Origin of the sequence: Fibrobacter sp. UWOV1 (assembly GCF_900142495.1) — a bacterium.
Taxonomy (GTDB): domain Bacteria; phylum Fibrobacterota; class Fibrobacteria; order Fibrobacterales; family Fibrobacteraceae; genus Fibrobacter.
The window spans coordinates 87,542-111,400 of the sequence record NZ_FRBA01000002.1 but is presented as its reverse complement, the minus strand read 5'-3'; the positions used below and the strand labels follow the sequence as shown (position 1 = coordinate 111,400).

Annotated in this window: 22 protein-coding genes and 1 tRNA gene; 18 read left to right on the top strand and 5 right to left on the bottom strand. The window is 52.1% G+C overall.

Features of this window, described 5'->3' with window-relative positions:
- Nucleotides 1-4 precede the first annotated feature (4 nt).
- The 3 genes from BUC02_RS04270 to BUC02_RS04260 form a co-directional block, all read right to left on the bottom strand.
- The gene (locus BUC02_RS04270) at nt 5-2,227 is read right to left on the bottom strand and encodes an HD domain-containing phosphohydrolase (RefSeq protein WP_073319166.1); all 2,223 of its coding nucleotides are present in this window, start codon (nt 2,225-2,227) and stop codon (nt 5-7) included.
- A gap of 61 nt (nt 2,228-2,288) precedes the next feature.
- Nucleotides 2,289-2,510, bottom strand: coding sequence for a DUF167 domain-containing protein (locus tag BUC02_RS04265; RefSeq protein ID WP_073319163.1), 222 nt, complete (start codon nt 2,508-2,510; stop codon nt 2,289-2,291).
- A gap of 6 nt (nt 2,511-2,516) precedes the next feature.
- On the bottom strand, nt 2,517-3,026 hold the full coding sequence (locus BUC02_RS04260) for a DivIVA domain-containing protein (RefSeq protein ID WP_073319160.1): 510 nt from the start codon (nt 3,024-3,026) through the stop codon (nt 2,517-2,519).
- A gap of 213 nt (nt 3,027-3,239) precedes the next feature.
- Between BUC02_RS04260 and BUC02_RS04255 the strand changes: the two genes are divergently transcribed.
- The 13 genes from BUC02_RS04255 (at nt 3,240) to BUC02_RS04195 (ending at nt 13,709) form a co-directional block, all read left to right on the top strand.
- Nucleotides 3,240-4,274: a GGDEF domain-containing protein gene (locus BUC02_RS04255; RefSeq protein WP_217653068.1), complete on the top strand. Its 1,035-nt coding sequence runs from the start codon at nt 3,240-3,242 to the stop codon at nt 4,272-4,274.
- A gap of 43 nt (nt 4,275-4,317) precedes the next feature.
- Nucleotides 4,318-4,578: a phosphoribosyl-ATP diphosphatase gene (gene hisE, locus BUC02_RS04250; protein WP_014545870.1), complete on the top strand. Its 261-nt coding sequence runs from the start codon at nt 4,318-4,320 to the stop codon at nt 4,576-4,578.
- Nucleotides 4,575-5,414, top strand: coding sequence for an ATP phosphoribosyltransferase (hisG, locus tag BUC02_RS04245; RefSeq protein ID WP_073319155.1), 840 nt, complete (start codon nt 4,575-4,577; stop codon nt 5,412-5,414). The genes hisE and hisG overlap by 4 nt, the downstream gene beginning before the upstream one ends.
- A gap of 3 nt (nt 5,415-5,417) precedes the next feature.
- On the top strand, nt 5,418-6,653 hold the full coding sequence (locus tag BUC02_RS04240) for an EAL and HDOD domain-containing protein (protein ID WP_073319152.1): 1,236 nt from the start codon (nt 5,418-5,420) through the stop codon (nt 6,651-6,653).
- On the top strand, nt 6,643-7,239 hold the full coding sequence (gene recR, locus BUC02_RS04235; RefSeq protein WP_073055328.1) for a recombination mediator RecR: 597 nt from the start codon (nt 6,643-6,645) through the stop codon (nt 7,237-7,239). Before BUC02_RS04240 ends, recR begins: the two co-directional genes overlap by 11 nt.
- A complete protein-coding gene (gene yihA / locus BUC02_RS04230) occupies nt 7,236-7,919 on the top strand; it encodes a ribosome biogenesis GTP-binding protein YihA/YsxC (protein WP_249268972.1) in 684 nt (227 codons plus the stop codon). Before recR ends, yihA begins: the two co-directional genes overlap by 4 nt.
- Nucleotides 7,900-8,799, top strand: coding sequence for an MlaE family ABC transporter permease (locus BUC02_RS04225; RefSeq protein ID WP_073319149.1), 900 nt, complete (start codon nt 7,900-7,902; stop codon nt 8,797-8,799). Before yihA ends, BUC02_RS04225 begins: the two co-directional genes overlap by 20 nt.
- A 20-nt stretch (nt 8,800-8,819) precedes the next feature.
- Entirely contained in the window at nt 8,820-9,614 is a 795-nt protein-coding gene (locus BUC02_RS04220; RefSeq protein WP_249268973.1) for an ABC transporter ATP-binding protein, read from the top strand.
- 99 nt (nt 9,615-9,713) lie between these two features.
- The gene (gene pyrC / locus BUC02_RS04215) at nt 9,714-10,715 is read left to right on the top strand and encodes a dihydroorotase (RefSeq protein ID WP_073319147.1); all 1,002 of its coding nucleotides are present in this window, start codon (nt 9,714-9,716) and stop codon (nt 10,713-10,715) included.
- A gap of 16 nt (nt 10,716-10,731) precedes the next feature.
- The gene (locus tag BUC02_RS04210; protein ID WP_073319145.1) at nt 10,732-11,496 is read left to right on the top strand and encodes a type I 3-dehydroquinate dehydratase; all 765 of its coding nucleotides are present in this window, start codon (nt 10,732-10,734) and stop codon (nt 11,494-11,496) included.
- A gap of 99 nt (nt 11,497-11,595) precedes the next feature.
- The gene (locus tag BUC02_RS04205) at nt 11,596-12,060 is read left to right on the top strand and encodes a PTS sugar transporter subunit IIA (protein WP_073319143.1); all 465 of its coding nucleotides are present in this window, start codon (nt 11,596-11,598) and stop codon (nt 12,058-12,060) included.
- 145 nt (nt 12,061-12,205) lie between these two features.
- Nucleotides 12,206-12,280: transfer RNA gene (locus BUC02_RS04200), tRNA-Val, on the top strand.
- 127 nt (nt 12,281-12,407) lie between these two features.
- The gene (locus tag BUC02_RS04195; protein ID WP_073319141.1) at nt 12,408-13,709 is read left to right on the top strand and encodes a TolC family protein; all 1,302 of its coding nucleotides are present in this window, start codon (nt 12,408-12,410) and stop codon (nt 13,707-13,709) included.
- Between the two features lie 18 nt (nt 13,710-13,727).
- Here BUC02_RS04195 and BUC02_RS04190 read toward each other — a convergent pair whose 3' ends face one another.
- Nucleotides 13,728-15,449 (bottom strand): MATE family efflux transporter, encoded by a 1,722-nt coding sequence (locus BUC02_RS04190; protein ID WP_073319139.1) that lies wholly within the window; start codon nt 15,447-15,449, stop codon nt 13,728-13,730.
- Between the two features lie 274 nt (nt 15,450-15,723).
- Between BUC02_RS04190 and BUC02_RS04185 the strand changes: the two genes are divergently transcribed.
- From BUC02_RS04185 to BUC02_RS04175, 3 genes are all read left to right on the top strand, one after another.
- The gene (locus BUC02_RS04185) at nt 15,724-16,095 is read left to right on the top strand and encodes an Hsp20/alpha crystallin family protein (RefSeq protein ID WP_073319137.1); all 372 of its coding nucleotides are present in this window, start codon (nt 15,724-15,726) and stop codon (nt 16,093-16,095) included.
- Nucleotides 16,096-16,341: 246 nt separating this feature from the next.
- Nucleotides 16,342-17,877: a carboxypeptidase regulatory-like domain-containing protein gene (locus BUC02_RS04180; RefSeq protein ID WP_073319135.1), complete on the top strand. Its 1,536-nt coding sequence runs from the start codon at nt 16,342-16,344 to the stop codon at nt 17,875-17,877.
- Nucleotides 17,878-18,249: 372 nt separating this feature from the next.
- On the top strand, nt 18,250-19,770 hold the full coding sequence (locus BUC02_RS04175) for an esterase (protein ID WP_073319133.1): 1,521 nt from the start codon (nt 18,250-18,252) through the stop codon (nt 19,768-19,770).
- 254 nt (nt 19,771-20,024) lie between these two features.
- On the opposite strand, the gene glmM is transcribed toward BUC02_RS04175, so the two are convergent.
- Entirely contained in the window at nt 20,025-21,365 is a 1,341-nt protein-coding gene (gene glmM / locus BUC02_RS04170) for a phosphoglucosamine mutase (protein WP_073319131.1), read from the bottom strand.
- A gap of 71 nt (nt 21,366-21,436) precedes the next feature.
- Between glmM and BUC02_RS04165 the strand changes: the two genes are divergently transcribed.
- A complete protein-coding gene (locus BUC02_RS04165; protein ID WP_073319128.1) occupies nt 21,437-22,597 on the top strand; it encodes a GGDEF domain-containing protein in 1,161 nt (386 codons plus the stop codon).
- A 100-nt stretch (nt 22,598-22,697) separates the two neighbouring features.
- Nucleotides 22,698-23,849, top strand: coding sequence for a GGDEF domain-containing protein (locus BUC02_RS04160; RefSeq protein ID WP_073319126.1), 1,152 nt, complete (start codon nt 22,698-22,700; stop codon nt 23,847-23,849).
- Nucleotides 23,850-23,859: the final 10 nt, after the last annotated feature.

Below are 23,859 nucleotides of genomic sequence, written 5' to 3'. Positions count from 1 at the left end.
CTATTTAACTTTTAGACTGTTCCGGAGCGGCACCAGCATCAGCATTCGCAATCACTCCTTCTGGCTGCGGGGGCAGCTTGGTTCTTGCGCCGTATAGTCTTTCCGAAATATGCGTAAAGGCTTCCACGATATCTGGGTCAAAATGCTTACCCGCACCTTCGGTAATAATCGCCATCGCCTTTTCGTAGGTAAACGGTTTCTTGTACACGCGTTCTGCCACCAAGGCGTCGAACACGTCGGCCACCGCCATGATTCTTGCAGACAGCGGAATTTCTTCGCCCTTGATGTGGGTCGGATAGCCGGAGCCGTCCCACTTTTCGTGGTGATAATGCGCCATGTCAATCGATTCGACCATGTAGTCCGCATCGATCGTATCGCCGGCATCTTCCACCATCTTGGTCAAAATCTTCCAACCTTCGGTGGTATGGCTCTTCATGATGGAAAATTCTTCATCGGTGAGCTTACCCGGCTTGTTCAAAATCAAGTCCGATACGGCAATCTTGCCGATATCGTGCAACGGAGCGGCACGTTTCAATTTTTCAATGTAGGCATCCGTGAGCACATCCTTGAACTTGCCTTCGGCCTTGAGCTGCAAGGCAATCGCCTCCACGTATTCGGCAGTTTTCTTAATGTGGTTACCCGTACTCTTGTCGCGGGCTTCAACCACTTCAGCGAATTCCATAATAATGATTTCCTGCATGCGCCGGATACGTTCGTTCTGTTCCTGCACACGCTGGATAAAGTTATAGGTATCGCTCGCCATCGTATAGATGGACTCGTACAAGTGCTCAATTTCGTCGCTAGTTTTGACCCCGATTTTCCCGAGGCGTTCCACGCTATCCCTAATGCTTTCAAGGTCCACCTTTTCGGATTCAAGCATGCTGGCGCGAGTCGTATTGGCGGCAATCTTCATTGCGGCCAACGACATCTGGTTCATGGGAATCACAACGCCGCGCTTCACCAGTTCAAGCACGATACTCATGATGATAATCGAAAGACCAAAGAACAGCGAAAGCATCTTGATAAAGAAGATTGCTTCGTCGTGAATGATATTTTCCATCGAGATATCAGCCGCAACATAGGCAACCGTCTTGTTCGACGAATTGCGGATCGGTCGATATACGGTCAACAACCATCCGTACTTGTCATCCGAGATAATCGGTTCAATCTCGCCGCCGGCCAAAAGAGTCGACAAATACGGTTCAAAACTCGGATCGAATTCCACAACGTCGCCCGGAGAACTTCCCGGTTCATCTTCGGTATCCAAGTCGAATACCACATGGCAACCGTCTTCCCGAATCTGGTACACGTACAGGTACTTGGTCTGGGGGAAGCTTTCTCTAATAGAGTGCAGGACCTTCCTCACAAACGCATAGTCATCGACCTCGTAGCCGCGGGCTATATAATCTTCGACCTTTTCAGGATCAATTGCCGTAGACGCCGCCTTGGTCACACCATTTGCAATACCGATAAAGCTATTGACGGAATTTTCACGATACAGGAAGAAGCCGATCGTACAAGCGAGACCACCCAACAGGACTTCTGCCACAATCACCATGTACACCACCTTGCGGAGCAAGGAATGACGTACCATCTTCTTCATGACATCGTTGCTGTTGACGCGCAGGAACACCCTATTCAAGTGGTTCTTGATGAAGCGGGGAATAAAGCGGAAAAGGAACACCGCAAAAATAACGACAACGCCCTTGTCAAAAAAGTCGAGGACAATGTCGGCCCAAAGCTGCGAAGTAAATTTGCTCCAGCCAAGGACTTCGTGGAATGCAATCGAGAACGGAGCCGAAATGCCTTCGCCAAAATTGAATCCGTACAGGAAATAGGTAAATACAGATCCGATTCCGCCGCCGATCAAGGCAAACGAAAGGATCACGACAAACAGGCGCGGAATGTTCTTGAAAAAGCGCTGGTGGTAAAAGAATGTTGCAAGGGCTGCAATAAAAATACTGATCACCCCGTAGAACATGGTCACGGGTTCCGAAATACCGTTAATCGCATTCGAGGTAAAACCGACGATGACTGCCGGCAGGTTTCCGCCAAGCATGGCGGTAATGATGGTACCCAGGCAGTCCAAGTAAAGCGGCAAATGGAGGGCGAGAGCCATCTTCGCCGGAATGATGTTCAATAACAGGCCGGCAATAATGAGCAATACCACGCTTTTTAAGCTGGAGCCGTTTTCAAAATCAAAAAACTTTTTGAGAGCCGTTTTCATTTGACCCAATACATCCTTCTTAATACTTCTAAAATAAATAAAAAAAGGACTCCCAAGAGTCCTACTTTATAATTTCCACTATTTTTTTGTTGTTTGTAGCGCCCGAAACTACCGAAACATCCCTTTTGTGCACTCCAAAATGGTCTGCCAGGAGTTCACAGATGGCTTCGTTCGCCGCCCCATCTACCGGAGGAGCCTTGACTTCGACCTTGTAGCTCCCGTCCGGGAGTTCACTCACGCTTTCGCGCTTGCTCCGGGCATGTACCTTGATATTTATTCGCATAAAGTACTAGGCGAGCACGTTCCCCGGTGCTGCCGGGCGAGCTTTCAGCTCTTCCTGCATGCGCTGGTCATTTTCCATGGCCGTCAAGAGCTCTTCCTGGCCCCTAATCAAGGCACGGCAACGAATAAAATAGTTTGTACGTAATTGTTTAAGCTGTTCAATTTCCATGCGGAGTTCTTCAGCCTCTTTCTTGGTGGACTCCACCTCGCGGACCGCTCTCGCCTTTGCTTCGGCAACAATAATTTCAGCTTCCTTTTCGGCGGTAGCCTTGACTTCGTCAACAGTCTTCTGCATGGTGACTACGGCGTCTTGAATCGTCTTTTCGATCTGGCGATAGTAATTCACGCGTTCTTCGGCAACCTTCAGGCGTTCCGTAAGGTCGGTCTTGTCTCTGGACATCTGTTCAAATGCGTTGGCAGCTGTTTCCAAGAAAGCCTTGACCTCTTCGGGATCGATTCCCCCGAGATTCTTCTTGTGGAAGTTCTGGTTTCGGATATCCAAAGGTGTAAGTTCCATACTAAACCTGCAAAAAATTGAAATTTGCCGTTCCTGGCGTTGACAGAAATATAACAACTTGCACAGGATGACACCGTTGATATCAAAAAATAAGATATAAAAAGCCCACTAGCCCATTCCGATTCAAATTATATCAAGTTATATTTGTTTTACATCTATATGATAAAGTCCTTTAAACAATTCTGGGGGAATCAGGACACGCTGGAACGTAAAATGTTCTGGTCAATACTAGTGGTCGTCACTTTGGTAGCGACCTGTTCTGCTCTTTTTACCATTTACGAGGGGCTGAACTTTTCAGCATCGCTTGCAAGTCTCGGTTGCGCCGTACTTTGCTTCGTAATCGCCTTTGTCGCCGTAAAAACAACACTCTACAACCAGTGCTACCTGGTCATGTGTTGTGCGCTTAGTTGCTTTCTAATGCCCATGCTGTTCCTATTTTGCGGCGGCATCACCAGCGGCATGCCCCTTTACTGCATCACCTCGCTTGCGCTGATTGCCTTTGCAGTCCGCGGACGCGCCAAGAACATTTCTTTTATCATTTCGCTGTTGATCCAGGCTACCATCATCTACTTATCCTGGAAAAAACCGGACATGCTCTACACCACGCTTGACCGCGACGGAGCCTTCCTCGACATTCTGGTCACCCATATTCTGACCGGCATTACGCTTTTTGCAGTCGGTTCGTTCTCGCTCATGTCTTACGTGCAGGAACGCGAAAAAAGCGAAAAGCTGGTGGCTCGACTCGACTACCTGTCGGTCAGGGATTCCCTTACCGGCCTTTACAATCGCAGGTACTTGCTCAAGTTCCTAGACGAAACCGTCTGGAAACACCGCAATGACTACTTTATCGCCATGTTCGACATGGACGATTTTAAACAAATTAACAGCAAGTACGGACACAGCTTTGGCGACACCGTCATTTGCACCGTCGGCAAGCTCATTCAAAAAAGCGAAGACGAAACGTCGGGCGAAATCGTCACCCGTTACGGCTGCGAAAAGTTTATCTACCTTATCAACGCAGGTTCCGAAGTAGAAGCTTACGCGAAGGTCGAATCCATTCGCAAGGCCGTGCGCCTGATTTCTTTCGAAGAACACCCAGAACTGCAACTTACCATCAGCGGCGGGCTGCTCCCCTGCAGCACCAAGTCCGTCGTCGATGTCAACCAACTCCTTTTCCGAGTAGACGAACTCGTGGTTTCCGCCAAAAAACAAGGCAAGAACCAGATTCGCAACATGGTCGAAAACTAAGTTTTTCTATCTTTACCTCTGAAAAAAATTAAAGAGGTCCATTATGACATTCGAAGAAATGTACGCACTGGCCTGCCAGCGCAAGAAAGATATGCCCGAAGGTAAAGGCACTACGGAACTGTTCAAGAAAGGTCCGCACGGCATCGGCAAGAAGCTTGTCGAAGAAGCTGCCGAAAGCTGGATGGCCGCACGCTTTGAAAGCCGCGACGCCCAGTGCCTCGAACTTTCGCAGGTTCTTTACTATGTGGCCGTGATGATGGCCGAAAAAGGTCTCACCCTCGAAGAAGTGTACGCTAAACTATGATTAAGGTAGCTCTCCCCAACAAGGGCATGCTCTTTGAGCCCACCCAGGAACTTTTGAAGGCTTGCGGTTACAAGGCCTCCAAGCCCTACAAGACTTTGACCCAACTCGATACCAAGAACGGAATCGAATTCTTCTTCCTGCGCCCCAGCGACATCCCCATGTACGTGGGCCGCGGCATTATCGACGCAGGTATTACCGGAATTGACTTCAACGCCGAAGCCAAGAGCCCGGCGGTCAAGGTTCTCGACCTGCCCTATGGCGCCTCCAAGATGTGCGCCGCCGTGCCGAACGAAAGCCCGGTGCAGTCCCTCGATGAACTGAAGAATTCCACTATCGCCACCAGCTTCCCGAACATCGTGGAAGGTTTCTACAAGAAGCCGATGGATTTCGTGGTGCTCGAAGGCGCCGTCGAAATCTCGGTGAGCCTCGGTGTGGCAGACGCCATTGTCGACGTGGTCGAAACCGGCACGACGCTTAAGCAGGCTGGACTTCGCATTGTGGGCGAACCGCTCTTCCGTAGCAACGCCGCCCTCTTCTGCAACCCGCAGAAGACCGAACTCGAAGAAGTCCACACGCTAATCCGCCGCATCGAGGGCAAGCTCGTTGCCCAGTCGTACATGATGATCGAATACGACTGCCCCTCCGAACTGCTCCAGAAAGCATGCGAACTCACGCCGGGCCTCGACGCCCCGACGGTGACCAAGCTCCACGGCCGCGAATGGTACTCCGTGAAGGCCATGGTTCCGCAAGACGAAGCCAATTCCATCATGGACAAGCTTTGGGACGCAGGCGCACGCAGCATTCTCCTGTTTGGGATCAAGAGCGCTCGTATTTAAGACATGCAAACACTCGCCTACTTAGCACGCCAGCCTATCCTCGACCGCGAGGGTAAGATTTACGCGTATGAGCTTCTGTTTCGCGATTCGCCCGAAAGCGACATCGCCATCATTGCAAGCGACGTGCTCGCCACGGCGCAGGTGCTTGAAAACGTTCTGAACAATATCGGCATCGAGCGCCTGATCGGAAACAACAAGGCCTTCGTGAACTGCAGCCGCAACATGCTGCTCGACAACCTGTTCGGACTTTTGAACCCCAAGTACTTTGTACTCGAGGTTCTCGAAGACGTGGAAGTCGACGAGGCAATCGTCAAGGCCGTCCAGCGCTACAGGGCCCTAGGCTTTGAACTAGCGCTCGACGACTTTATTTTCAACGACGAATTCATCACCCGCTTCAAGCCGCTGTTCCCGTACGTAAGCTACGTCAAGATGGACGTGGTGGATAATTCGCAAGAATCCATGAACGCAGCCGCAGTCTTCTTCAAGACCATGGGAATCAAGCTCCTGGCCGAAAAGGTGGAAGACGAAGCCACATTCAAACGCTGCGAAGAAGCGGGCTACGATTACTTCCAGGGATTCTTCTTTGCAAAGCCCGAACTGGTGACCGGCCGTAAAATCGACGCGACCTCGGCAACGCTTCTGCAACTGCTGCTCCGCATCAAGTCGAGACCCAGCCTCGAAGACATGGTCGAAAGCCTTACCAAGCACGAAGACATCGCCCAAAACCTGCTCCGGTTCGTGAACTCCGACTCCGAGACCCGCCATAGCCGCATCGACAACGTCAAGGACGCCATCGTCTGGGTCGGCATGCGCCGCATCCAGGAATGGCTCATGCTTATGCTGTACGCCCGCCCGGAACTCGGTATGACGCCGCAGGCCTCGCCCTTGTTCCAGAACGCAAGCCACCGCGCGAAGTTCATGGAAAGCCTCGCCCGCTGCATCGACGAGAACAACGACGACTTCTGTGCCAAGGCATTCATGGTCGGGCTCATCAGTCGCATGGACGCTCTCGTGCGCGCCCCGCTCGAAACAATCTTGCCGGACGCCCCTGCCGACGACGAAATGCAGGACGCCCTCCTCAACCGCACGGGCCGCCTCGGCACGCTGCTCCGCCTCGCAGACGCTGTGGAACTCGACGACCGCGAAGCCATTCAGGCATGTCTCAAGGAAGAAGGCATCCATTTTGCACAACTGAAACTCTGCCTCAACGAATCCTACAGTTTTGCCAATGAACATTGAGCCGCAAAGTCTTGAAGCGTTAATCGGGGAATTTTCATCGCTCCCCGGAATCGGGCAGAAGACCGCCCGAAGGCTTGCGTATCATATTCTTTCCAAAAACGAAGGCGATGTAGAACGGTTCTCGGCGAACTTGCTGAACGCCAAGAAGAACGTACACCCCTGCCCGCGCTGCTACGCATTCACCGACGAAGACCTGTGCCCTGTATGCAAGGCAAGGCCCGACTCCAAGTGCATTTGCGTAGTCGAAAAAAGCTCCGACATTGTCCCCTTTGAACGCTCGGGCATTTACAAGGGCACCTATTTTGTTCTGGGCGGCGTGATTTCGCCCCTCGACGGGATCGGCCCCGAGCACCTGCACCTGCCCGAACTGGTAAAGCGCATTAAGGACGAAGGCATCGAAGAACTTATATTTGCATTAGGTTCTAGCCCCGAAGCCGACAGCACCGCGCTCATGCTCGACCACATGCTTCAAGGCGTAAACGTCAAGCGCACGCGCCTTGCCCGCGGAATCCCCATGGGTTCGGACCTGGAATTTGTCGACGAAGTCACCATGCTCCGCGCATTCGAAGGGAGAGTCAGCTTATGATGGAAAAATCACCGAAAGGGACAAAGGCGAATTTACCGCCCAAGACCGTTCATCACGGCCCTGTCACGGTAGGCGACTATAAAATCGTCTCCGCTGAATTTGTCAAAGGTTCGACAAGCATCAAGCACCTTCCCGAAGAACGCTTACCGCAAATAGCCTTCCTTGGACGCTCCAATGTGGGCAAATCTTCGCTCATGAACGCCCTGATGGGCCGAAAAGACCTGGTAAAAGTAGGCAGAACCCCCGGAAAAACCCGCGAATTGAATTTTTTCAAAGTCAACGGGCAATTTTTTCTAGTAGATTTACCAGGTGTAGGCTTTGCAAAAGTCAGCAACGCCAAACGCGACCAAATGGCAGACTTTATCCGCGAATACGTGGAAAAGTGTAAAGACCTGAAAGGACTCGTATATTTGGTAGACGTGCGCCATGGCGGCCACGCTATCGACATCGAGACGGTCGAAGCCATTCGGGCCAGCGGTTGCCCCGTACTGATCGTTGCAAGCAAACGCGACAAGGCAAACCAGTCGGAACTCGCCAAGGGACTCCGCAGCATCAAGGAAAAATTCGGGCTCGACCAGAATCCTTTGAGCGTGAGCTCTTTCAAGAAATTCGGACTCGGCGACTTGTGGCACCAAATTTTGGAAGCGATCGAACAGAAGAATGAGAGTAAGGAGCCCTAGAAACTGGCAGCGATTCACAGCCCCTGCAAAGGCATTCCATTTGCTGGGCCTGTTCTTGTTGCGCCGTCCCTTCGGCCAACAAATCGCCTTGTTCTTCAGGGCCATCTCCAGTATATTCGCCAAAAACCGTAGTTTAAAGACCGACTCCCGTAATATCATCATGCAGACGTATTTTACGGCCGTCGAAATTTTCCCGATTCTTATTGTCGTCGCTACCTTGTTCGGAACCATCACCATTATCGAAGTGATTTCGATGATGGGCAAGATGGGCTTTGCAGACTTCGTGGGCAGCATGATCGTGGTAGTCGTCATCCGTGAACTAGGCCCTGTCCTTACAGCGTTCTTGATTGCAGGCCGAAGCGGTTCTTCGCTCACGACCTATATCGGCAGCATGGTGATCAACTACGAAGTCGACGCGCTTGCCACCATGGGCGTAAACCCGATCCGTTTCTTGGTCATGCCGAGCCTGATCGGCGGCTGTATCGCCATGTTCATCATGAACATCTTCTTTAGCGCAAGCGCCATTTGCGGCGGATACATTCTTACCAAGTGCGCGATTTTCATGAGCGGTATGAGCGGCGTCATGCAAAGCGAAATGTCCAGCATTCAGCTGACTTGGACTTATCTGACCGATGAAATCCTGAAAGCGCTTACTCTCGATGACTTCCTCTTTATCGTCGTAAAGCCCCTTGTCTTTGGCGCCATCATTACCACCAACGCCTGCTACCAGGCCCTGAACATTCCGCGTGACGTGCGCCAGGTGCCCAAGGCTGTTTCGCGCTCCGTGATTAAATCGTTCCTGTACGTTGTCATTGCCGATGTGATTATTTCGATATTCTACTTAGTGGACTACATGAACAACCTCAACCAGCTGATCTAATGTTTGACGAAGCCTTAAGAATGGAAGATATCCACCTCGCCTATAGGGACCTCGTAGGAGCGATGTTCTCTAAGCCGAGAATTTTGGGGTATTTCAGAGGCATCGAAATGGACCCGCAAAAAGAGTTGTTCTCGAACGTCAACCTTTCGGTAAAACGCGGCGAAACCATTTGCATTGGCGGACCTTCCGGTCAAGGAAAGAGCGCTCTGCTCCGAGTCATTGCCGGGCTTACCCGCCCCACCCGCGGAAACATCTACTATTTCGGCGAATATATCCCGCCCGAAAAGTTAACAGCCTTGGAAGTCGCCAAGCGTCAGGTGGGAATGGTGTTCCAAAACGGAGCCTTGATATCGAACTTGCGCGTGCGCGACAATATCGCGCTCCCGCTTCGTTACCACAAGATGGGAACAGCCGCCGAAATCGAAGAAAAAATCAACATGGCCATGGACTTGATGCGCGTGCGCGACGAAGCCGACTTGTTCCCGCACATGCTCAGTATGGGCATGCAAAAGCGTGTGGCAATCGCCCGCAGCTGGGCCATGGACCCGAAGCTTTTGTTGATGGACGAACCGACAGCTGGTCTTGACAACTATAACCGCCGTAACTTGCTGCCGCTGATCGACAACATGCGTACGCTGTTTAAAACCACGATCCTTATCGTGACTCACGACTTGATGATTTCCAAGGAACTCGGCTGCAACATTTGCTTTTTGCACCGCAAGACTTTGACGGAGCCCAAGCCCTTCGATTACTGGCTCAACTCCGACAGCGAAATTTCCAGGGAACTGTTCCGCGACCTCCGCAATAGCGGGTAGAGCGGCGAAGCCGCGATGTGAAATGTGAAATGACAAATGAATAATTAACCATTACACATTCCACATCCCACACTACACATTTTACAAAAGGATTTCAAAATGTTTCTCCCTCTACCCGACGACTTTCATGCGCATTTGCGCCAGGGCGATTTAATGCCCGGTTATGTACGCGACTTGGTTCAGCAATTTGGCCGAGCCATCATCATGCCGAACACGGTGCCTGCAATGACATCTGCGAAGGCGATTGCCGATTACAAGACGCAGATCTTGGATGCGGCAAAGGCCATACGCCCCGACTTTGTCCCGCTCATGACGTTCAAGCTGAATCCGAATTACACCGAGCAAGATCTGAAGGACATGATGGCGGTCGGCGTTGTGGCGGGCAAGTATTACCCCGCCGGCGTGACCACCAACAGCGCCGACGGCATCAGCGATTTCGAGGGAATCTTCCCCGTGGTCGCCATGATGGAGCATCTTGGCCTTGTGCTGTGCGTGCACGGCGAAGAACCGGGCGAATTCTGCCTGGACCGCGAGAGCGCCTTCATCAAGCGCGTAGAGACCTTGGCCGAAAAATTCCCGAAGTTGAGAATCGTCTTTGAGCACCTGAGTTCGGCGAAGTCGGTCGAGGCAGTCAAGCGCCTGCCTGCAAACGTGGCAGCCACCTTTACCGTGCACCACCTGATGATGACTCTTGACGATATCGTCGGGGACGCCTTACGGCCGCACCATTTCTGCAAGCCCTTACCGAAGCGGCCGGAAGACCGTGCCGCCATCCGCGAAGCCGCCTTCAGCGGCAACCCCAAGTTCTTTCTCGGCACGGACTCTGCGCCGCACCAGCTGGGCAAAAAGGAATGCCCCTGCGGCGCAGCCGGCGTCTACAGCGCCCCGGTCGCCATTCCGCTTCTGGTGCAAGAATTCGAACGGGCTGGCCACCTCGACAAGCTCCCGAATTTCATTGCCGGCTACGGCGCCGACTTCTACGGCCTTCCGCGCACGACTAAGCAAATCGAGGTCGTCCGCGAAAAATGGACCGTGCCATCAATCGTAAACGGCGTGGTCCCGCTCGCCGCCGGCCAGGAACTCGACTGGAAACTCGCATAATTTTTATATTTGCGCCATGCCATCCGATTCCCGCAAATACCTTGTTGGCCTTGTAGGCCCAGACGTTCTCGAAGCCGCCGAAAAGGACTTGTTCCACCCCGTGCGTCTCGACCTCGACAATTGCGACGCGATCGAAATCCGTTACGATTTCTTCGACGAATCGGAATGGCCCGCGCTCTCGGAAAGAGTCCGCCGCATCGTCGGCAACAAGATCCAGATCGGCACCATCCGCCTGCAACGCGACGGCGGCAAGTTCCCCGACGCCCGCGCCGTAGAACGCCTGGAACTCTGGCAGCGCATTCTTTCGGGCAAGCAGGTTCCCGAATGGCTCGACCTCGAACGCGACTGCCTGAACGATTTTAAGGCATTAAACCTTATGGCCAACCCCATCGGCGTAAGCTTGCTCATTTCGGAGCACAATTTCGTGCGCATTCCGACCGACATGGAACTCGATACCTTTGCCGCCGACATCAAGCGCGTGGGCGCCCAGGGGCTAAAGATTGCCGCCATGAGCAATTCCGACAGCGACTGCGACCGCCTATACAAGTTCGCAAAAAAATACGGCAAGAAATTCCAGCTGTTCGCCGCCTTCGGCATGGGCGAAACAGGCAGGGTCAGCCGTCTCTGGTCCTTAAGCGAAGGCGCCAACCTCACCTACGGCTCTATCGGGCATTCCGAGGCTCCCGGGCAAATCGAAGTCTCCATTATGCGCCGCGCCCTCGAACAAGCCGAAAATTTGCACTCCCAGATGGAAATTTTGGCATTTTTGAACCAATTTTAGTCATTTTTGATATTTTTTCGTTTCAAAGGGCATATTTTTGTCCAAACGGCGCTTTTTTTTGCTAAATATCCATATTGAATATTATAAAAGGAAAACAATATGCGTCTTTCCGAAAGATTTGTCGACAATTGCATCTTGATCAACTCCAAGAGCACGTCCAAGGAAGAGATCCTGAACGAACTCGTGGATACGCTTTGCAGTGCCTACAAATTGGAACACCGCGACGAAATTTTCAATGCCGTCTGGACCCGCGAACAGAGCCGTTCAACCGGTATCGGTTGCGGTCTTGCCGTTCCGCACGCCAAGATTGACTGCGTGGACCGCATGTGCATGGCAGCAGCCACTATCGAAGGCGGCATCGATTTCGCCTCGTTCGACGGCGAACCGGTTTACCTGATTATCTTGATTGTGAGCCCGGGCAATACCGTTGGCCCGCACCTCAAGGCACTTTCCTCTGTCAGCCGTCTTTTGGCCGACGGTGGCGTCCGCAAGGACCTGATCGCCTCCAAGGACCCGGCCGAATTCCTGACCATTCTCCGCGCCGCCGAGGACAAATACCTGTAATCTAGAGCGGGGCTCCGCCCCTCTTAGAGCTTAGAACTTAGACCGCTTCGCTCTTAGAAAAACAACTAAGCTCTAAGTTCTTCCAACTAAGTTCTAGGAATCCCTTGACAAACTGATTTAGATTTTATATATTTGCGCCTACCTCGGACGGTTAGCTCAGTTGGTTTAGAGCGCTGCTTTCACACGGCAGAGGTCACTGGTTCAAATCCAGTACCGTCCACTACCAAGGTTTTAGAAAGGCTTCCTACCCCGGAAGTCTTTTTTGTTTCCTGGGCACTCCGGGCGAGTAATTTTGTTATCTTGTCTCCACAACGCAACTTTTTTAAGCCTGTAGGCATCTAAAAGGCATGATTAACACCAAAGTCCTCATCAATGCATTCTTCGCCATGGCCGCCTTTACGACGGTTTTTGCCGAAGGCACCTGGACCTTAGAAGACTGCCTCAAGCAGGCCAAAAAGTCTAGCCTAAAGCTTGAATCCGCAAAGCTCCGCGAGCAGTCCGCCGACATTTCCGTTAAACAGGCCAAGACGGGCAACTACCCCACCGTAAGCGCCAACATCCAGAACACGCTTTACGACCACCCTTACGTCTATAACGAAGACCATTACCGTTTGAACCTCGGCATTTCCGGTTCCTACACCCTGTGGGACGGCGGCGCCACGAGCCTGAACGTAGAATCCAAGACGCTCACCAAGGAAGCGACGGCCCTTGCCACCCAGCAGACCGAACGCAGCGTACAGGAAAGCGTGCTGAACGCCTACATGAGCCTTTTGGCCGCAAGCGAGAACCTACACACCGCAGACGCCTCGGTCGAACTGGCGCAAGCCGAATTCGAGCACTACACCAAGCTTTACGAAGCGGGATCCATCACCAAGAAGGACCTGACCCAGTCGCAGTCCAACGTACTGCAAAAGCAGACCTCGCAGCTCACGGCCCAGCTCTCCGTCAGCACTGCCAAGACAACGCTCCGCCAGCTTCTGGAACTGGACGACAATGTCGAATTCCAGATTTCCGCTCCCGAAACCAATATCGAAAGTCCCGACTCTCTCGAAGCGCTCCCGACATACGAACAGCTGAAGGCTGACGCCCAGAACGCACACCCCGGACTCAAGTCCGACAGCGTATCCATTCGCGCCGCCCAAAAGAACACGCAAGTCGCCGGCAAGGGCAGTTCCATTACCGTGACCCTGGGCGCCAATTCCAGCACGGGTTTGCAGGCCTGGCAGTCCAAGGCTTACAAGGACCAGCTCAAGTACGGCTGGCAAAATTCCATTACGCTCGGCATCAACATCCCGATTATCGATGGCGGCGCCACCGCAAGCAAGGTCCTGCAGGCCCAAGTCAGCGAAACCGAATCGCAGGTCAGCCTCAAGGAAGACTTGAAAACCCTCGAGAACAACCTCGAAAAGCTCTACCTGAACGCCATGAGCGCCGACATGCAATGGAAGGCAGCCATCCTCCAAGTGCAAGCCGAATCCGAAGCCCTCGTCGTTGCCGAAGAACAGCGCAATGCAGGCGCGCTCACCTACACGGATTTCTTGACCCAGAAGAACAATCTGGAAAAAGCCCAGATCACGCTCACCAACGCCAAGTACACGAGCCTGCTTTCACGCAAGCTTCTGGAACTTTATCAGGGCAAGCTGGACTAGTCTCGCGTTCCGGACTAGTCATGCGTTCCGGTCAAAACGGAAGACATGACGGTTGTAGTTGGAAGTCAGCAGGTAGCATTTGTCTTCCTGCACCGTCATAAACATATTGACAAGGTACATGCGCAAATCGGTCACGCGCTGTTCAAAGTCGGTCAAGTCCATCAGGACTCCGTCGTCTTTAATGACCATCGTCAGGCTATCGGGTTTCAGGTTCACGTCGATTTCGACAAAGACCTTCTTGCCCTTGTTCCGTTCGTAAACCACCATTCCCAATTCTTCTAGAATCAGCATGGCCTTGATTCGAACGTCCCCGCTCACGCCGCGGTGAGTCAAGAGCTTGCTGATACTGTTTCGGTAAAGAATCAGGTTCTTGGGCGTAAGTTCCATGTCATGCATGAACCAGTAATTTTCGATCGAGAATTCCTCGAGTTCAAGCGGGAAATGCCTCTTGCCATGAAGCAGCAAATGGACGGCGACACTCGCGCCAAGCGCCACATAGGGCGCGACACCGAAGGCGCTCCACATGGCCTGTTCGCCCACGAAGGCATGCATGCCGAGAACACCCGCGAAGGGGCAAATGAACATCACCAAAGAAATAAAGACGAACGAAAGCAGCGGCAGTTCGTGCACATGGTAACTGGCGTAAGTCTTGACCAGGGCGAGCGGGAAAAGCCCCACCGCGCAAGCACGAATGGCAAACGCGGTTTCGTCGGCAAGCGATTCGGAATGAATGCCGAACAGATGCGTCATGACGGGCGCAAAAATCACCAGGAACGCGGTAAAGAACACGCCCTCCTTGACAAGCGCCCAGTTAACAAACCGCATGGTCTGCAAGATACCCTTGCCGTTCCTTTCGCCGCGGTAAATATTGATGAGCGGTTCAGCCGCAAGCCAGATCCCGTTGAATATGACGCTCATCTCCACGATTTCGTACACAATGGAAAGCACCGTCAACTTTTCAACGGCGAAGTGTTCGACAAAGTAGAAGTTCAACAAGGCCGTCAGCAAAGAGAAATAAAGGTATTCGCAGGCCTCCGCCATGCTAAAACGGAACGTACGCCCCACGTCGGCAATCTTGAAATGCCATACAAAGCGAAGGCTGTTGTTCTTCCTGAAGAAGTGCAGGCAGAGTACCGCGATACTCAACACAATCGAAAGCAGGGTGCCAAGCGCAATTCCCGACATGCCCATGCGCGTGCAGAGCAAGCAGGAAAGCACAATGTTTCCGACAAGAAGCATGGCATACGACGCGTTGCATATCCTGGTGTCGCCATCGGCAAAAATCATCTCTTGCAAGACATTGCAGAGCGGCATGAAAAACGCGATTCCCAGGAACCAGACATAGAATTCGTCGACATACTGCAACAGTTCCGGATCCACGTGCATAAAGTGGAACATGAATCCCTTTCCGAAGGTAAAGAGGAGCACCATCAAGATCCCAACCACAAACGACAGCAGAATGCTCTGTCCAAAGAACCTGTTTGCGCGGTCACGATCCATGCGGCCAAGCTCTATAGAATAGCAGGCGAGGCTACCCACGGCGACAAGCGCGTTCAGGAAAAAGATGAACGAGAACAGGGGCGAGAAAAACGAAATGGAGGCCAGCGCCTTTTCGCCAAGAAACTGGGCGGCTACAATTTTATCAATAAAAACGTTCGCGATTTCGGCACACACCGAAATCGAGGCCGTCATGAGCATTGCGCGAAACCGCTGCCCGGAGAATGTCTTCTTGATAAGCATTCATCCCTAATTTAACAAAAAACGGGAAATTTCCAAAAATAAACACCCGATGTTGCGCCCCTGAAACAGAGGGCGTTTCTTTTTGTACCCAAAGTCATGCCGGAGCGGGGACGACACCTCCTTTTCGCCCCAGAAAAGCCCGTTTCTTCTTTCACGGCCAAAACTCCTGCAGAATTGGCACGGTCTTTGCTATTAGGTGGGTGTAAACAAAAACAGGGTGCCAAGCCGAGGCAAACCGCCAAAGATTGGACCCACATCCAAAGAGGTTAAAATTATGACACAGTTTATTCCGAGCACTTTCTACGGTATCCAGAACTTCCTTGACAACTTGAACGCCTGCAACGCCCAGAACGAATGCTGCTACACGCCTAAGGCCGACTACTATGAAGTCGACAACGGCTTCATGCTTGAAGTGGAACTCCCGGGCGTTAAAAAGGAAGACTTGGACATCCAGGTCGAAAAGAACATTATCACCGTCAAGGCAACCCGTGCCCGCAAGGAAAGCAAGTGCACTTACGAGCGCAGCTTCCGCCTGACCGACGACATCGACACCGAAAATATCAAGGTCTCCCTTGAAAACGGCGTGTTGTCATTCCAGCTTGCCAAAAAGCAGCAGGCGGCCGCCCGTAAATTGACGGTCGATTAAGGCCTAAAACGGGGCCAAAAACGCGAAAAACGCCCTCAAAATGGGCGCAATTCGTGTAAAAATTTCTCTTTTTCATCATACTCCTTCCCCCAAAAGACCCCGAAAGGGGTCTTTTTTGTGTAAACTTTTTGTTATGGACAGTTTGTCAATGAGCCCTTTGCTTTTTTCGGAACAATACATCCCGCGGAATATATTTTAAGGGCAATGAGGCTTAAAGAGTGTATTTGGGCCAAAAAAGGAGTAAGTATGGGAAAGCAGTTCTCTACGCTGTTGTCAGCAGCACTTGTCGCTGCATTGTGCGGCACAGCATCAGCATATACATTGAGCGGAACCGTTACCGATAAGGATGGCAAGGCTATCCAGGGTGCAGACGTCAAGCTCATCAAGAAAAACAAGTCCACCACCACGGACGCCCAGGGAAAATTCACCTTCAAGGAAGAAACGATCGGCCTTACGCAGGCTCGTAGCGCCGGCGGCTTCAGCGTCACCAACGGTGTCTTGAATTTCACCCAGAACGGCAGCAATCCGGTTCAAGTCAAGATTTTCGACATGGTCGGTAACCAGGTATTTGCCCAAACCTTCCAGGGTTCCGGCGCCGTGGACCTGAATTCCGTTATCGAAGCCCAGGGCACCTACCTCGCCCGCGTCAAGCTCGGTTCCGCACAAGAAACAATCCGCTTTAACGCTTCGGGCAACTTCTCGGGTTCCGCCGTGCAGGGCCACAAGGCTCTCGCAAGACTGTCTAACGACAAGGACACCTTGAGTGTCGCTTTCGAAGGCTTCGATACCTACAAGACGTACCTTCCGAACCTCGACACAACCGTGAGCATCAAACTCACAGAAGCAGGTTCCTCCGTGAATCCGGGCTCGGGTGACGAAGAAACATTCGCCTTCGGTTACGCCTTGAAGAACACTCCGCGTCCGAGTAAGGGTTGCGGCAAGAATTCTTCCATCAACTCGATCGGTTCCGTCGAAAACGGTCAGAAGTTCCAGATCAACGTCGGCGGCAAGAACCGTATCTTCTTCCTCACCTTGCCGAAGAACTACGACAACTCCAAGCCGCACAAGGTTCTCATTGCAAACCACTGCATGGGTTCCAAGGCCGAAGACTTCGTGCACCATTCTCCGGACTATGACCATCCGACTCCGTACTATGGCCAGCAGAACCTGGACAAGAACGGCGACTACATCTTCGCCGCTCCGCAGGGTAATGACAATGGTACTTGGAACGGACAGGAAGACCACGATTTCGTCAACCAGATGATTACGACGATCCAGGACAACTACTGCGTCGATACCACCCGCGTGTTCGCAACGGGCTTCAGCTTCGGCGCCATGTTCACGAACTCTCTCGCCCAGCACATGCAGGACCGCCTCCGCGCTGTGGCTGTGTATGCTACCGCCGACTACAACATTTGGCTCCCGTCCAACACGGGTAAGCCGATTGCATGGATGGGCGTACACGGTAAGAACGACCAGATGTGCAGCTATGACCGCGCCAAGACCAGCGCTCTTCCGCGAATCCTGAAGAACAACGGTAAGCCCGGTGCAGACGGCAAGTTCACTGACGCAAGCTCCGAAAAGCCGACCGAAGTGAACGGCAACACCGGACACGTCTGCTACGACTTCAAGACCGTCGACGAACGCTTCCCGGTCAAGTGGTGCAGCTGGCCGGGTGGACACCAGTGGACCGCCCACGACAACGGCAGCATGAACGTCGGTGCCGGCTGGCAGGAAACCTGGGTGCCCGAAGAAGTCCACAAGTTCTTCGAACAGTTCTAAAATTTCCTACACACACACTCCAACCTCAAGGGCTTGCCGGAATCGGCAGGCCCTTTTGTTGTATGCGAACAAAGATCTATGAGAACTCCAAAAGGATTAACCAGTCATTGCTCTACAAGCCATGACAGGTTCGCCTCGGTAATAGGAATGCATGCATTCCTGCTACACTCGGCTCCCATGTCATCGTTCGCCCTTCGTTTCAGCAACGGGCTAATGCCCGTTGCCTCAACTCGGCACTTGTTATAGCAGCCCACGAGCACCCTTCGGTAAAAAACATTTTGTAGATAAATCGTCCATAAGCAAGGCGATTCTCCATGTAATATTTATCACATTTCAGATTAATTTATAAGAAGGTCTGGTGAAAAAGGAGTCATGATGAAAGCACCTAATCTTTTTACGGCAGCATGCCTTTTGGCCTTCTGCGGCTACGCATCTGCATACACTTTAAACGGCACTGTTACCACTAAAGACGGCAAGGCCATTCAAGGGGCCGACGTAAAGCTCGTCAAGAAGAACAAGGCCACCACCACCGACGAACAAGGCAAATTCACCTTCAAGGAAGAATCGGCCCATTTGAACGCGGTCCGTAGCGCCGGAAGTTTCAGCCTTAGCAACGGTGTCTTGAATTTCTCCCAAAACGGGTACTCCCCGGTGCAGGTCAAGATTTTCGACATGGTCGGAAACCAGGTATTCGCACAGACCTTGCAGGGTTCCGGCTCCATGGACTTGAATTCCGTCATCGAGTCGCAGGGCACCTACCTCGCCCGCGTCAAGCTCGGCTCGGCGCAAGAATCCATCCGCTTTAACGCCACAGGCAACTATTCGGGATCTTTCAGGCAGAATCGGAATGCCCTCATGAAGGTCGACGGCGTCGATAAAGACACCTTGAGTGTCGCGTTCGAAGGCTACGAAACCGTAAAGGTCTACCTTCCGAATCTCGATACGACTGTCGCAATCAAGATGAACGAAGTGTCTACCGAAGAAACTTTCAAGTTCGGTTACGCTCTCGGCAACTCGCCGACCCCGAGTAAGGGCTGCGGCACCAATTCCAAATTGCAAAAAGTCAAGAGCGTCGAAAATGGCGACCAGTTCGAAATTAAGGTCGGCGGCGACTCCCGCAAATACTTTATCACCCTGCCCAAAAACTACGACAACAAGAAGCCGCACAAGGTGCTTTTCGCGCTGCACTGCTACGGCAGCAATGGCGAGGACTTTGTACACCACAAGGCCGACTACGATCACCCTACTCCGTACTACGGCCAGCAGGTGCTTGACAAGAACGACGACTACATCTTTGTCTCTCTCGATGCGGTTGGAGGCCTGTGGAGCAAGGGCCAGGCCGACCATGACTTCTTCGCCCAGACGCTCACCACCCTGAACGAGAACTACTGTATCGATACGAGCCGCGTATTCATCACGGGCTTCAGCTACGGCGCCATGTTCAGCTACTCGCTGATGCAGGACATGCAGACCCGCGTGCGTGCCGCGGCCACCTACGCCGTAGCCGATTACAACATCTGGCTCCCCGAAGGCAACAACATGAAGAACCTGCCTATCGCCTGGATGAACGTCCATGGTGTAAACGACGGCCGCTGCGATTACAACCGTGCCAAAAACAGCGCCCTCCCGCGTATTTTGAAACGTAACGGCAAGGCCGACGCAAATGGCGACTTCACCGACGCAAGTAGCGAAAAACCCAAGGAAGTCAGCGGCAATACGGGACACGTCTGCTACGACTTTACGACGGTCGACGAACGCTTCCCCGTCAAGTGGTGCAGCTGGCCGGGTGACCACCAGTGGACTGCGCATGACACCGGAAACATGGGCGTGGGCTGGAACTGGGAAAGCACGTGGGTGCCGGAAGAGGTACACAAATTCTTTGAACAGTTCTAAGACCGCTCAGCTCTATCGCATAAACCAGAATGTGATATCGCCTCGCTCTCGCAACAGCCCCAGCTTAACGCCTGGGGCTTTTTGCTCACAGAAGACCGCTCAGCCCTAACGCAAAAAAGCCCGCATAAAGCGGGCTCTAAATTATCACATACATGAATCAAAGAAAAACTTAGAGAGTCAAGCTAGGCCAGGCGCGAGCCCCCGTAGCGTACTAAGTCGTACGTGAGGGGGCGAGTAACGCCGCATAGCGAAGACTATATAAGTTTTTCGACTTTAGAGCAGAGGGCTTCGGCCTCAGCCGCAGTCGGTGCTTCTGCAATCACGCGGATTACGGGTTCCGTATTGCTTGCGCGCACATGCACCCAGGACTTTTCGGAACCGAGCCACAGGCCGTCGCGTTCATCCATGGTCCAGCCGGCAAATTCGGCCTTCACCTTGGGCAAGATGTCTGCGACCTTCTTGTCGCCAAGTTCAAACTTTTTCTTGGGCATGGCATAAGACGGATTTTCGGCAACGAACTTTTCCGGGCCACCGTCATGGTGAGCCATCCAGCTAAGCACGAGTGCTGCCGCCACGAGACTGTCGCGACCATAGTGGAGCGCCGGCAGAATCACGCCTCCGTTACCTTCGCCACCGATGACACAGCCCTTTTCGATCATCTGCAGGCTCACGTTGATTTCGCCGACCTTGGCACGGCTGAATTCGCAGCCGTACTTTTCGGCGACATCCTGGTTCATGCGACTTGTAGACAAATTAACGCAAACACCGCCCTTCTTCTGGCTAAGCACTTCATCGGTTGCAATAGCGAGCGTGTATTCTTCGCCAATGCTCTGGCCAAGGCCATCGACAAGGGCGCAGCGGTCCGCATCCGGGTCCACGGCAAAGCCTACAGCGCAGCCGTTATCCTTCACTGCCTTGCGCAAGTCGCCCAGGTTTTCGGGAATCGGTTCGGCGCCACGCGGGAAGGTGCCATCGGGTTCGCAGTGCACGCGCACCACTTCGCAACCGAGCTGTTCCAGCAAGCGCGGCACAATGTAGCTGCCGGCGCCGTTCACGGCATCCACAGCCACCTTGAAATGCCTGGCCTTAATGGCTTCGACATCCACGAACGGGATCTTCAAGGTGCCATCGACGTGAACGCCATCGGCATCCTTCATGTATTCATACTTGCCCATGCCGCGGTAATCCGGATACTGGAAGTTATCGGCATCGGCCAATTCGAACAACTTCTTCACGTCATCGGGCCCCAGGAACAAACCCTTGTTATTCAGGAACTTGAGGGCGTTCCATTCGAGCGGATTGTGGCTTGCGGTAATGATGATACCGGCATCTGCCTTGAGTTCGGTCGTGAGGATTTCAACCGAAGGCGTCGTCGAAAGGCCGACTTCCACCACATCCACGCCCGACAGGCGGCAAATGCCTGCAACGTACTGGCTAATCGCATCGCCGGTAGGACGGCTGTCACGGCCAATCACCACACGCTTGGCCTTGGTAATCTGCAAAAAGGCACTTACATGGCTCTTCAAAACCTGGGGGGTAAGGGTATCGCCCACGATTCCGCGGATACCCGAAATAGAACGCATCAGTTTAGACATGATTTACTCCAATTTTTGCCAAAAGATACAAAAATATTATCTATAATTAAAGCGGTGTCGGGGGGAATGCTATGAATCCTTTATTCAATCTAGAGAGCATCTACGTCGCAAATATCATCGGCATTATTTTGCTTGCCGTCATGATTGTCTGCAACCTTTGGCGCCTGCAAAGTAGGACTCACGCAAACATGAACCTATTGGCGATGATGTTCCTTACCTTGGTCAGTTGCATTGCCGACCCCATCTCTTACACCATGAAAGGCCTGCCAGGGGTTCTCCCGAAAATCGCCGTCTATGCATCTAGCACTTGGCTCTTTGCAGCCAACATGCTCGCCGTTTTCTGCTGGAACCGATTCCTCGCCTACTACCTGAACGGGAGCTTGTCCAAAAAATCCCGGCGTATGTTGAACGCGATTGTATCCTTCGGTCTGCTTCTCCTCGTCATCAACTTCTTTTATCCCATCGTATTCTCGATCGACGACGACAACCTTTATTCCCGCGAAAAGTTTTATTCGTTCTTCTTGATTGCCGACTACCTTCTTGTCATCAACAGTCTCGTTACTTACTACAAAAGCAAGAGAAACGGCGGCATTCTAAAATTCTTCCCTATCTGGGTTTATATCGTTCCCATTTTTATAGGCGGAGTCGTCCAGACTCTTTTTTATGGAATCTCCGTCATCCCGACAAGCATCGCCATTTCTATTGCAGGAATTCTCGCTAGCCTGCAAAACGAAATGATATACCGAGATGTTCTTACAGGCGTTTTCAACCGAGCCTATCTGGACTACAAGCTCAACAAATTCGCAAAGCATCCTAACAAGCAAAGCATCACGGGCCTTATGCTTGACTTGAACGATTTCAAGAAGATCAACGACGACCTGGGACACTCCGTCGGCGACGAAGCCCTGATCGCCACTACAAAAATTCTGCAAAGGGCCATAGGCAGCCACGGGCTCGTCACACGCTATGCGGGCGACGAATTCATTCTCCTCATCAACACGCAAGACGATGACGAAATCCAGACCCACATCGACAGAATACAGAACCTGTTTGACCAATATAACCAAGCTAATGAAAAGCCATACAAGCTAAGCGCATCTATCGGTTCACACAAGCTTAACCTCAAGAAAGAAAGCGTCGATAGCTTTATCAACACTATCGATTTCCGTATGTACGAGAACAAGAAGGCTTTTTACGCATCTCATAGGGTTCTAGACCGCAGAAAGCACTAAAAAGCTCTCTTTGTATTACACCGCATCACAAGAACGCGGGTTCTTACATATTTATTACCTTTTTTGCGAAAAAGATATTATATTAAGGGTGGGGAATCGTATGGAACCGACTTTTCAACTTACAGCGGTTTACGCAACAAATATTTTCGGCATTGTGTTACTTGCCGTTCTGATGGCAGGCAACGCCTGGCGCTTTCGTGAAAAAGGATCCGAGAACGCCTACCTTCAGCTATTACTCTTCTTCACGTTCTGCACCTGTGTCCTTGACCCTATCGCCTACACTGCCGACGGTCGTCCCGGAACAATCGCCCGCATACTCGTATACGGCGGCAACGACCTCCTCTACCTCACCAATATGTTCAGCAGTTTCTTCTGGCTTCTGTTTCTTTCAGAACACCTGAACTACCGCTTTTCGAACGCCCACCGAAACATTCTCGGTTTCATCATCGTGCTCGGGGTAGTCCTTGTCATCATCAACAATTTCGTCCCGATTATTTTTGACATCTCTGCAAACAATGTCTATACCCGCAGATACTTCTGGATCTACACCATTATAGATTACGGGCTCATGCTGGACAGCCTTATCATCTATTTCATTTGCAAGCACAAGGGCGGTCCTCTCAAGTCCTTCCCCATCTGGATTTTCTTCGCCCCGATAATTGCAGGCACTGTCGCCCAATCCCTCTTTTACGGAATCTCCGCGATTTCTTCGTGCACGGCCATTGCGATTGCGGGAGTGTTCTCGTCCATTCACGGCGAACGCGTCTATAGGGACAAACTCACCAACGTTTACAATTACGCCTACCTCGCCATTCTCGGCCGCGCATACAAGAAAAAGAAAGAACTGCATGTCACAGGCATTCTCGTAGACATCAACGGTTTCAAGAAAATCAACAACGACTACGGCAGGGTCACAGGCAACAAGGTGCTTGTGCAGATGACCAAGATTCTGAACCGTGCTGTCGGCGAGCTCGGGCTCATCATCCGCTATTCCAGCGATGAATTTATCGCATTCATCAATACCACGAACGAAATGGCCGTGAGCATGTGTATTACGCGCATCCGCTCAAGCCTCAACGAACTCAACACCTTCAGCAAGTCCTACAAGCTCACCACTTGCATTTGCAGCCAATGCTACGATCCTTCCAAGAGCATGGACGATTTCATCGACGAAATCTCCAGATCCATGCAAGAAGAAAAGACCAGTTATTACACGCAGCTGCAATACAGCCGCCGCGATAACGAAGGATAATTTTCGGTTG